Origin of the sequence: Limimaricola soesokkakensis (genome assembly GCF_900172345.1) — a bacterium.
GTDB classification, from domain to species: Bacteria; Pseudomonadota; Alphaproteobacteria; order Rhodobacterales; family Rhodobacteraceae; genus Limimaricola; species Limimaricola soesokkakensis.
Window position 1 is genome coordinate 15,847 of sequence record NZ_FWFY01000016.1, and the last position, 10,504, is coordinate 26,350.

General features: G+C 68.1%; 12 protein-coding genes. 5 read left to right on the forward strand and 7 right to left on the reverse strand.

Going from position 1 to position 10,504, the window contains the following annotated elements; translation table 11 throughout:
- Positions 1-57: 57 nt before the first annotated feature.
- From dgcA to LOS8367_RS17165, 3 genes are read right to left on the reverse strand one after another with little or no spacing between them, the layout of a single operon-like run.
- Positions 58-1,020 (reverse strand): N-acetyl-D-Glu racemase DgcA, encoded by a 963-nt coding sequence (dgcA, locus tag LOS8367_RS17155; RefSeq protein ID WP_085897768.1) that lies wholly within the window; start codon positions 1,018-1,020, stop codon positions 58-60.
- The gene (locus tag LOS8367_RS17160; RefSeq protein WP_085897769.1) at positions 1,017-2,051 is read right to left on the reverse strand and encodes an MBL fold metallo-hydrolase; all 1,035 of its coding nucleotides are present in this window, start codon (positions 2,049-2,051) and stop codon (positions 1,017-1,019) included. The genes dgcA and LOS8367_RS17160 overlap by 4 nt, the downstream gene beginning before the upstream one ends.
- Positions 2,052-2,091: 40 nt before the next feature.
- Positions 2,092-3,789, reverse strand: a complete 1,698-nt coding sequence (locus LOS8367_RS17165; RefSeq protein WP_085897770.1) for an acyl-CoA dehydrogenase — start codon at positions 3,787-3,789, stop codon at positions 2,092-2,094.
- Positions 3,790-3,888: 99 nt separating this feature from the next.
- Here LOS8367_RS17165 and LOS8367_RS17170 point away from each other — a divergent pair, with 99 nt between their 5' ends.
- A complete protein-coding gene (locus tag LOS8367_RS17170; RefSeq protein WP_085897771.1) occupies positions 3,889-4,836 on the forward strand; it encodes an L-threonylcarbamoyladenylate synthase in 948 nt (315 codons plus the stop codon).
- 201 nt (positions 4,837-5,037) lie between these two features.
- Positions 5,038-5,514, forward strand: a complete 477-nt coding sequence (locus LOS8367_RS17175; protein ID WP_085897772.1) for a hypothetical protein — start codon at positions 5,038-5,040, stop codon at positions 5,512-5,514.
- 117 nt (positions 5,515-5,631) lie between these two features.
- On the opposite strand, the gene LOS8367_RS17180 is transcribed toward LOS8367_RS17175, so the two are convergent.
- The 4 genes from LOS8367_RS17180 to LOS8367_RS17195 form a co-directional block, all read right to left on the reverse strand.
- Complete coding sequence (locus LOS8367_RS17180) at positions 5,632-6,540, reverse strand: MBL fold metallo-hydrolase (RefSeq protein WP_085897791.1); 909 nt, start codon at positions 6,538-6,540, stop codon at positions 5,632-5,634.
- Positions 6,541-6,602: 62 nt separating this feature from the next.
- The gene (locus tag LOS8367_RS17185; protein ID WP_085897773.1) at positions 6,603-7,649 is read right to left on the reverse strand and encodes a YeeE/YedE family protein; all 1,047 of its coding nucleotides are present in this window, start codon (positions 7,647-7,649) and stop codon (positions 6,603-6,605) included.
- 38 nt (positions 7,650-7,687) lie between these two features.
- Positions 7,688-8,023, reverse strand: a complete 336-nt coding sequence (locus tag LOS8367_RS17190) for an ArsR/SmtB family transcription factor (RefSeq protein ID WP_085897792.1) — start codon at positions 8,021-8,023, stop codon at positions 7,688-7,690.
- 89 nt (positions 8,024-8,112) lie between these two features.
- Positions 8,113-8,496 carry a thioredoxin domain-containing protein gene (locus LOS8367_RS17195; protein ID WP_085897774.1) on the reverse strand — a complete coding sequence of 128 codons (384 nt, stop codon included), beginning with the start codon at positions 8,494-8,496 and terminating at the stop codon, positions 8,113-8,115.
- A gap of 95 nt (positions 8,497-8,591) precedes the next feature.
- Here LOS8367_RS17195 and LOS8367_RS17200 point away from each other — a divergent pair, with 95 nt between their 5' ends.
- The 3 genes from LOS8367_RS17200 to soxX all read left to right on the forward strand — a co-directional run bounded on the left by LOS8367_RS17200 (position 8,592) and on the right by soxX (position 10,497).
- Positions 8,592-9,332, forward strand: a complete 741-nt coding sequence (locus LOS8367_RS17200; RefSeq protein ID WP_085897775.1) for a cytochrome c biogenesis CcdA family protein — start codon at positions 8,592-8,594, stop codon at positions 9,330-9,332.
- 12 nt (positions 9,333-9,344) lie between these two features.
- A complete protein-coding gene (locus tag LOS8367_RS17205; protein ID WP_085897776.1) occupies positions 9,345-9,905 on the forward strand; it encodes a thioredoxin family protein in 561 nt (186 codons plus the stop codon).
- A 115-nt stretch (positions 9,906-10,020) separates the two neighbouring features.
- Positions 10,021-10,497, forward strand: coding sequence for a sulfur oxidation c-type cytochrome SoxX (soxX, locus tag LOS8367_RS17210; RefSeq protein ID WP_085897777.1), 477 nt, complete (start codon positions 10,021-10,023; stop codon positions 10,495-10,497).
- Positions 10,498-10,504 lie beyond the last annotated feature (7 nt).

Here is a 10,504-nt window from a genome sequence, read left to right on the forward strand (position 1 = left end):
CTCTCCTGTTGGCTCTCATGCCCCTTCTGCCGCAAGGTGAGGCGCTGCGCCAGAGGGTCAGCCCCAGAGTGCCGGATCGGCGGGGTGCAGCCCCGCCGCGTCATGATGCATCGGCGGCTCCCGGTCGCGCGCCAATAGCAGCGGCCCGTCGAGATCGACCAGCTCCGCCCCCTGCGCCACCAGATGCGCCGGTGCCATGGCGAGCGAAGAACCGACCATGCAGCCGACCATCACCCTGTAACCCGCGGCCCGCGCCGCGTCGCGCAGGGCCAGCGCCTCGGTCAGGCCGCCGGTCTTGTCGAGCTTGATATTGGCCGTGTCGTACTTGTCCTTCAGGCCGGGCAGCGAGGCGCGGTCGTGGCAGCTTTCGTCGGCGCAGACCGGCACGGGCCGGTCGATGCCCGCGAGGGCGTCGTCCTCGCCCGCCGGTAAGGGCTGTTCCACCAAGGCCACGCCGAGGCGCAGCAGATGCGGCGCGAGATCGGCATAGATCGCCGCGCTCCAGCCCTCATTGGCATCAACGATGATCGTGGATTGCGGCGCGCCGCGCCGCACCGCCTCGAGCCGGGGCATGTCGTCCGGCGTGCCGAGCTTGATCTTGAGGATCGGCCGATGCGCCTCCTCGCGTGCCCGGCGCTCCATCGCCTCCGGCGCCTCGAGCGACAGGGTGTAGGCGGTGACGAGCGGCGCGGGCGGCGCCAGCCCGGCCAGTTTCCAGACCGGCTTCCCTGCCCGCTTGGCTTCGAGGTCCCACAGAGCGCAATCGACCGCATTGCGCGCGGCACCGGGCGGCAGCGCCTCCTGCAACGCGGCCCGGTCGATCCCCCTAGGAAGGCCCTGTATCTGTGCGCGCACGCTGGCGAGGCTTTCGCCGTAGCGCGCGTATGGCACACATTCACCTCTGCCCTCGTGGCCGTCACGGCAAATCCGCACGCTCAGCACCTGTGCTGCGCTGCGGCTACCACGGCTGATCGTGAAGGCGCGTGCGAGCGGAAAGCTCTCTTCGAAAACCTCGATCATGCCGCACTCCAACGCCAGGCACCGTCATCGCCCATCCGCCGCGTCGCCCGCCCCTGCGCGACCAGCGCGTTGAGATGGCCCAGCGCCTCGGCAAGTGCGAGGCCGTAGCTGTCGCGCGTCACGGCGCGGCGGAACAGCGGCGCGAAACAATCCCCGCCCGAACGCGGCACGGCAAGATGCGCCTCGAGTCGGTCGAGTGCGTCGCGATGGCCCTGCGCCATCTGGGCCAGCCGTTCGGGCAGACCGCGATAGGGCTTCTTGTGACCCGGCAGCACCAGTTGATCGGGCCGCGCGACGCGGGCCAGCCGCTTGCAGGAGGCGATCCAGTCGGTCACCGGGTCGTTTTCAGGCTCCGTCGGCTGCACGCCCAGATTCGGGCTGATGCCCGGCAAAAGCTGATCGCCGCCGATCACCAGATCGTCGCTCTCGCTCCAGAAGGTCGCGTGCTCCGGTGCGTGGCCCTCGCCCATGCGAATAGTCCAGTCGCGCCCGCCCATGCGGATCGCATCGCCTTCGCGGATGCGCGTGTAGGAGAGCGGCAGCGGCGCCACCCAATCGGTGAAGTTGAAGGGCCGCTCGGTGCGGCGCTGCGACAGAAGCTCAGGATCCATGCCGGCGCGTTTCCAGAACGCCACCACCTCGCGCGGCGGCAGGCTCTGCTCCTCGGCGCGCAGCATCCGCGACAGCAGGTAACCCGTACGCGGCATCACCAGCTCGGCCCCCTTGGCCGCGAGCCATCCCGCAAGCCCGACATGGTCGGGATGGTGATGCGTGACCACCACCCGGCGCAGCGGCCGACCGCCCAGCGGGCCGGACAGCAGCGCCTCCCAGACGGTACGGATTTTCGTGGTGTCGAGCCCGGTGTCGATCACGCTCCAGCCATCGCCGTCGTCGAGTGCGTAGGCGTTCACATGGTTGAGCGCCCAAGGCAGCGGCAGCTGCATCCACAGGATACCGGGGGCGACCTCGATCGCGGTGCCGGTCTCGGGCGGTTCGGGAAAGGGAGTCTGGGCGCGCATGTCTCGTGTCATGGACATGTGATGGCGCAGCCGCGCCGTCGCGTCCAGCCGGTCAGGCCACCAGATCCTCCGCGTCCAGCGCCATGACGCAATCGGGACCGGCGCGCAGCGCCGCCAGATGTGCCGCCTGCTCGGGCAGCATCCGTTCGATGTAGAAGCTGGCGAGGCGCCGGCGCCTGCCCTCTCCGGCCTGCGCAGCACGCAAATGGTAATGCGCGCCCAGCAGCCGCGCGAAACCGCGCAGGTAAGGCATGGCGCCCGCAAACCGCTCGGCCGGGGGGCGGCCCACCAGCCGCTCCGTCGCCTCGCGCATCGCCTCGGCCGCCTGCCAGACCGGCTCGGCCAGATCGGGGAGCGTGTCGCGGGCCGCCTCGGCACCGGTCTGGACCTCGTCGATCAGCGAAAAGGCTGCCTCGCCGCCATCCATCATCTTGCGGCCGACCAGATCCATTGCCTGGATGCCGTTGGTGCCCTCGTAGATCGCGGTGATCCGGGCGTCGCGCAGGAACTGCGCCGCGCCGGTTTCCTCGATGAAGCCCATGCCGCCATGCACCTGGATCCCGAGATCGGCGACGTTGATCCCGGTTTCGGTCCCGAAAGCCTTGGCGATGGGCGTCAGCAGGGCCGCGCGGGCCTTGGCCGCCGCGTCGCCCTCGCGGCCCAGATCGATCGCCTTGGCGCAGGCCAGCGTGATCGCGCGGGCGGCGAAGGTCTCGGCCCGCATCCGCGCCAGCATCGCCCGCACATCCGCGTGCTCAATGATCGTACCGGTGCCGCCCACCTTGCCCTGCCGACGTTCCTGCGCATAGGCCAGCGCCGCCTGCGTGGCGGCCTCGGCCACGCCCACCGCTTGGGAGCCGACCCCGAGCCGCGCGGTGTTCATCATCGTGAACATCGCCGCCATGCCGCCATGCGCCTCGCCGACGAGCCAACCGGTGGCGCCGTCATATTCCATCACCGCCGTGGGCGAGCCATGGATGCCGAGCTTGTGCTCGAGGCTGACAACGCGCAGCGAATTGGCCTCGCCGGGCCGGCCATCGGCGTCGGGAATGAATTTGGGGACGAGAAACAGGCTGATGCCCTTGGTGCCCTCGGCCGCATCCGGAAGGCGGGCCAGCACCATGTGCACGACATTGTCCGAGAAATCATTATCGGCCCAGGTGATGTAGATCTTCTGGCCGGTGATCCGGTAGGTGCCGTCGCCGTTCGGTTCGGCCTTGCTGCGCAGCGCGCCGACATCCGACCCCGCCTGCGGCTCGGTCAGGTTCATCGTGCCGCACCATTCGCCCGAGATCAGCTTGGGCAGATAGAGCGCCTGCAAATCCGGCCCCGCATGGCTTTCCAACGCCTCGATCTCGGCCTGGGTCATCAGCGGGTTGAGCTGCAGCGCCAGGCAGGCACCGCCCATCATCTCGTTGACGCAGGTGACGAGCGCCATCGGCAGCCCCATGCCGCCATGCGCCTCGCCCGCCGCCATGCCGACCCAGCCGCCCTCGGCGATGGCCCGGTAACCCTCCGAATAGCCGGGCGAGGTGCGCACCACGCCATTCTCGAGCCGCGCCGGTTCGAGATCGCCCGCCCGGTTCAGCGGCGCGAGGATTTCGTCGCACATGCGCCCCGCCTCGTTGAGGATCGCATCGGTGACATCGGGGGTCATTTCCGCGTGTCGCCCCGTCGCAGCCACGTCGGAAAAACCGATCACGTGCTCCAGAATAAAGCGGAAATCATCGACAGGGGCGTGATAGGGCATTGCGGGTCTCCTCCGGCGCGTGGCATTCCGGTTTCGGACGCCGTCGCCGGCACAGCGTGGTACGGCGCCCCCCGACCTCGCAAGCCCGGACGCCACGTCATGACCCGACACCTCGACCCCGACGAGACCGGCCTCAAGCGCGCCGCCGAGATGCTGCGCAGGGGCGGCCTCGTGTCGTTTCCGACCGAGACGGTCTATGGACTGGGTGGCGACGCCACCGACGATGCCGCCGTGGCGCGGATCTTCGAAGCCAAGGGACGGCCAAGCTTCAATCCGCTGATCGTGCATCTGCCCGACGCCGAAGCGGTCGAGGCCTATTGCGTCATGAGCGACACGGCGCGACGGCTGGCCTCGACCTTCTGGCCCGGCGCGCTGACGCTGGTGCTGCCGATTCGGCCCTATGCGGGTATCTCGAAACTGGTGACGGCAGGGCTCGACACGCTCGCGGTACGGGTGCCCGATCATCCGCTGGCACAGGCGCTGCTGCGCGAAACCGCGCTGCCGATCGCCGCACCATCGGCCAATCCCTCCGGCCGGGTCAGCCCGACCAGCGCGAACCACGTACTGGCAGGGCTGGCCGGACGAATTGAGGCGGTGCTCGACGGGGGGACCTGCGGGGTCGGGCTTGAATCGACCATCATCGACTGTACCGGTGAGGTCCCGGCGCTGCTGCGCGCCGGCGGGCTTCCGACGGAGGTGATCGAGGACTGCCTCGGCGCACCGCTGGCGCTGGGCCCGGTGGCGCCCGCCACCGCCCCCGTCTCGCCGGGGCAGCTCGTCTCGCATTACGCGCCGAAGGGTACGGTGCGGCTGAATGCCACCGAGACCGAGCCGGGTGAGACCTATCTTGGCTTCGGCGCCCTTGGTGCCGACATGAACCTGTCGCGCTCGGGCGACCTCGTCGAGGCGGCGGCCAATCTCTTCGATTGCCTGCACCGGCTCGACGCGATGGGGGCGGAGCGGATTGCCGTGGCGCCGATCCCCGACCACGGGCTGGGCCGCGCGATCAACGACCGGCTGCGCCGCGCCGCGGCCCCGCGAGACTGATCACCCGCCGGCCGGACCCTTCGACCTGCTAGGTATTGGCCAAGGACCATGATGGGGTATTCCCCTCCGGCCTAGACCTTTCGAGCAGTTGAAATTTAATGGTCAAGATCGCGCTACAAGCGTAATATCGCCCCTAATATCCCCGACTCAATTTCGATCGTTTCACAAGCGCACCATGCGGCTGCGCTTGAGGAGGCCGTTATGAAACGTCATGTCGTTCGCGGGGCGCTGATCGGCGCTGCGCTGATCTCCAGCATCGGATATGCCGAGGCAAAGAGGCGGGCCTCTCCCGCCATGGGCACCGCTATCGCCCAGACTCCTTGGGATGCGGACGAAACTGCCGCCGAGCACGCCGAACTCAGGCCCGGCGAATGGCGCCTGATCCGTCGCTGGGTCGCATCCTGCTTGGCGGAAACGCCGATCGGCGGTCTCGACGCCACCGCTCTGCCGGTGGTTCTTCGGATTGCACCGGATCGGCGCCTGACGGTGCTGCCGCAACTCGTCACGGACAGCAGGCCGCCGGGTCGCAGCAAGATGGCCATGGCCGACCTCGAAACGGTCCTGGGCAGTTGCGGGGTCGCAAGCCTCTACGAACCGCCAAACCGGGAGGCCATCGACCTCGTGATGCTGATCAACCCCGTCACCGGAGAGAGTCGCCCGCTTCAGCGGGCTGACTGAGCCCCGCCGTTAGGTCGGCACGAATAGGATCAGCGCACCAAGACGTATTGTCCGAAGCGACTGCCGGGAAACCTGTTCCTCGCCACCGTGAGCTTGGCGCATGCCATCCGTCTGCAACTACATCTCCGAGACGAAGGAAAACCCGTCGCCGTTCTTTGCCACGCGGCCGATTCCACCGTCCGGGAGGTGGAAGCCGATCAATGGCACCTCGCGCTCGGCCAACTCCTGCTGCAGCGACAGGCGGGTCCGGGCAGCCTGCTCGGGTTCCTGGTCGGCGGGCATAGGCCATTCGGGACGCGCGAAGGCCAGATGCGCGTTACCGATGGCGTCACCGGCTATGAGCGCGCGGCCACCGCCGATTTCGAAGGACATGTGCCCCGGAGTATGGCCGAAACTGGCCCGTGCGACGACGCCGGGCAGCACCTCGTCCCCATTCTCGAACGTCTCCAGCCTGTCTCCGAGCAGTTCGATCCGGCGCGCGGCACCCGCGGCGAAGCTCTGCCGTTCGGCACCGATCGACTCCAGCGTCTCGGGATCGGTCCAGTAGTCGCGCTCGATCCGGCCGATAAGATGCCGCGCGTTCACGAAGAGCGGTTCGTCGAAATCGTCGATCGCGCCCCAGAGATGATCCGGGTGGCCATGGGTGAAAACGACATGGGTGATGTCGCCGGGCGTGAGGTCGAGAGCGGCGAGCGCCTCCGGCAGCCGTCCCGTGCTTTGCATGAAGCCCGGACCAGCACCCGCGTCGAACAGAACGACATCCGCGTCCGAACGCAGCAGCGTCACGTTGCAGGGCGGCTCGTATCCCCCGGCCGCGACGCCGGCCGCATCGAGGATCGCGCGCGCCTCGTCCCGCGGAAGATCGCCGATCAGGAAACTCTCCGGGAGTTGCAGATGCCCGTCGCTCAGCGTCGTGATCTGCAGATTGCCGAGATCCATCTCCGCCGCGGCCCAGGCCCGGCCGAAGGCAAAGGTGGCGCCGAGCCCCGTCGCGCCACGCATCACGCTACGTCTGGTGATCCTCATCATCCCTCCCCGAACAACACATTCGCATCATTGCATGCGAATCGTCGCAGCGTCGAGGGGGATCACTCGGCCATGACGAAGCCGTCGATCAGCTGCCGCAGCCCGATCGCGGCACCCAGCGCGATCGCAGCCAGCGTCACTGGGGCGCTGATCGCAAGGACCGAGAAAGCGGTGATGCCTTGGCCGATGCTGCAACCCGCCGCCGTCACCGCGCCCCAGCCCATCAGCCCCGCGCCAAGTATCTGGCGCTTGAGTTCGCGCGGGTCCTCGCAGGCTTCCCAGCGGAAATGTCCCTTCCAGAGGCTGCCCGCGAAGGCGCCCGCCAGCACGCCGACCACTGATCCGACGCCGAAGCTCAGCGCCGTGCCGCTCGAGGTCATGGTATAGAGCATGGTTTCGCCGAGCGGGGCCGAGAAGCTGTGGGACAGCACCGGCAGCGCGTCGAACCCGGTACTGAACAGCCAGGCCGTGCCCGCCCATCCCATCGCGACGGCCAAGCCGACCGAGGCGCCGCAGAGGATCGCGCCCCGGCCCAGCGCCTCGCCGCCCCGCAGCGACAGGGCGAGGATGGCCAAACCGGCGAACAGGCCGCAGGTCCAGAGCGGCAGGCCCGTCGCCTGCGCCATCCAATGGCCGATGCCCGGCGTCGGTTCACCGCCCGGCGCGAAGAGCGCGACCCGGAGGCCGGAGAGCGGGCCGGAGAGCGTCGCGTAGGCCGCGAGCCCCATGACCAGCACGATCACGAAGGAGCGCATGTCGCCGCCGCCCAGCCGCGCCAGCGCGCCGTAGCCGCAATTGCCCGCCAGCGCCATGCCGTAGCCGAAGACCAGCCCGCCAAGGATCGCGCCCGGCAGGCTCCAGCCCTGGGCGAGGTAGAAGCTGTCCATCGGGTCGAACAGCCCCGCCGCCATCAGTCCGAAGGCCGCGATCACCGCGACGCCGATGGCAATGCCCCACATTCTGAGCCGCCCAAGGCTGCCGCCATAGAGCGCGTCCTCGATGGCGCCGAGCGTGCAGAAGCGTCCCAGCCGCGCGGCCGCACCCAGCACCGCGCCGCTGCCCATACCGATGAGCGCGGCGACGGTCGGCTCGTCGAGCCAATCCAGCATATCGTGATCCTCCCCGCGCGCCCTCCCCGGCGCGCCTGTCAGCCCGAGCGGCAGAACAGCTCGTAGACGAGCTCCATGATCCGGCGCGGCCGGTCGTCGGTCAAGCTGTAGTAGATCGTCTTGCCCTCGCGCCGCGGCGTCACGAGCCCCTCGAGCCTGAGCCGTGCGAGCTGCTGCGAGACGGCGGCCTGCCGCGCCGAGAGCAACTGTTCGAGCTCAGTCACCGACTTCTCGCCAGTGACGAGATGGCACAAGATCATCAGCCGGCCCTCATGCCCCAGCGCCTTGAGAAAGTCCGAGGCCTCCTGCGCGCTGCGCATCATGAGGTCCATGTCGGCGTCGCTCATGTTGTCGGTGATCTTCGGCAGGGTCATGGCTGCGCTCCCCGTTTCGGCGAAGCGGCTCCGCCCGATGTCAGGCGGATCATTTATGGGCTCGCGCCCTTTATCGCAATGCGATGCGATCATCCGGGCGGGTCCTGAGGCACCAAAGTCGCGCCCGGCGTCTCCCCGAGCAGCCGCGACAGCAGACCCCAGAAGAAGTCCTCGCCCGGATAGCCCTCGATCCGGCCCAGCTCGCGCCCGTCTTCGACCAGCAGGAAGGTCGGCGTGAAGACGACCTTGCCCGCGAGTTCCATCCCGTCCGGCAGCTCGCCGATGTCGATCCGGCGTAGGGGCGCGGCCTCGCCCTCTTCGGTCTTGGGATAGATCGGTCCGATCTCCCCGTTCCAGCGCGCGCACCATGGGCAACCCGCTTGCTCGACCATGACGAGCTCGAGCGCCGCCGCGGCGAGGCCGGGTGGGAAGGCCATGAACAGGCCGAGGCAAAGGGCTGCGACGCGCGACATGCGGATCCTCGAACGGGGCTGGTACGGCGCTCGATTGACTGACCGCCACCATCCCATAATAGTATTGCAATATGATATAGGCAATCGGAGGCGGCATGTTCGAGGTCACGCTGGGCGGGGCGGTGCTGGCGGGGCTGCTGTCGTTCCTGTCTCCCTGCATCCTGCCGATGGTGCCCTTCTATCTCGGCTATCTCGCCGGCACCGGTGCGCGACAGGCGGAGGTGGATGGCGTGCCGCCTGAACGCGGCCGCACATTGCTCTTCACGGCGTTGTTCTCGGCCGGGATCATCACCGTCTTCGTGGCGCTTGGTGCCTCGGCATCCTTTGCCGGACAGTTCCTGCGCGAATGGTTTGACCTGCTGCGCTGGGTCGCGGCCGGAATCATCGTGCTGATGGGGCTGCACTTCCTCGGCCTCCTGCCGATCGGCCTCCTCTATCGCCAGTTCCGCCTCAACGGCGCCGCCGGACCCGCGGGCGACATCGGCCTCGCAGGGGCCTTCGTCATGGGGCTCGCCTTCGCCTTCGGTTGGACACCCTGCGTGGGCCCGGTGCTCGGCGTGATCCTGTTCACCGCCGGCAGCCTGCAGACCGCCACCGAAGGCGCATGGCTGCTGCTGGCCTACGGGATCGGCATGACCCTGCCCTTTTTGCTGGCGGCGATCTTCGTGGCCCCCTTCACCCGCCTGATGCGCCGCTTCAGGCGCCATCTCGGCACGGTCGAGAAGCTGACCGGGGCGCTGCTCGTGGCCTTCGGGCTGCTGATCGCCACCGATTCGGTGAACCTGGTCGCGCAATGGATGCTCGACGAATTCCCCATCTTCAGCCGCTATGGATGACAGGAGCCTGCCATGATCCGCCTGCGCCACGCGCTTGCGCTACTTCTCCTCTCCGCCCTGCCCGCCACGGCGGAGATGGGCGATGACGGGCTCCACAAGGCGCCTTGGATGCGCCAGACCTTTCTCGACCTGCGCGAGGATCTCGCCGAGGCGAACGCCGCCGGGCAGCGGCTGATGCTGCTCGTGGAGCAGCGCGGCTGCATCTACTGCCGCAAGATGCACGAGGAGGTCTTCGTCCTGCCCGAGATCGCGCAGATCCTGGATCAAGACTACTTCGTGGTGCAGCTCAACATGTTCGGCGATCTCGAGGTGACCGATTTCGACGGCACCGTTCTGCCTGAAAAGGAGATGATCGCGCGCTGGGGCCTGCTCTTCACGCCGGCCATGATGTTCCTGCCCGAGGAGGTGCCGCAGGATACCACGGCAGCCGAGTCGGCGGTGGCGGTCATGCCGGGCGCGTTCGGCCCCGCGACCACCCGCAACCTGCTGCGCTGGGTGCTGGAGCATGGCTATGCGGGCGACGAGCCGTTTCAGAAATACCACGCTCGAATGCTTGAAAACCAAGCTGAATAGCGGCTTGGACTTGAGCTGGCTCAAGCCGTATTCAAGAAATCAAATATGATGTTGATTGGAACACCCGGTCCGGAGTAACGTCGCTTCGGAGGACAAAATGCCGCAGGGAGGACTTATGTCGCGACAAATCACCCTTGCCGTGGCGCTCGCGCTCATCGGCGTGGCCGCGCAGGCCGAGGTCGCGCCGCAGGAGGTGGCCTATGGCGAATACGGCGCCATCGAGACGTCCCTGACTGGCAGCCCCGGCGACCCGAAGGCCGGTGCCGAGGTCATGGCCGATCGGGGCTTGGGCAACTGCGTCGCCTGCCACGCGGTGGGGGCACTCAAGGAAGTGCCATTCCATGGCGAGATCGGCCCCCCGCTCGACGGAGCGGCCGACCGTTGGACCGAGGCGGATCTCCGCGGGATCGTGGCAAACGCCAAGATGACCTTCCCGGAGACGATCATGCCCGCCTTCTACAAAACCGAGGGCTTCATCCGTCCCGGCGACGGCTTCACCGGCAAGGCCGGGACAGAGCCGCTCGATCCACTGCTCACCGCGCAGCAGATCGAGGACGTGGTCGCCTATCTAATGACGCTGCGCGAAGAGTGATCGTGCG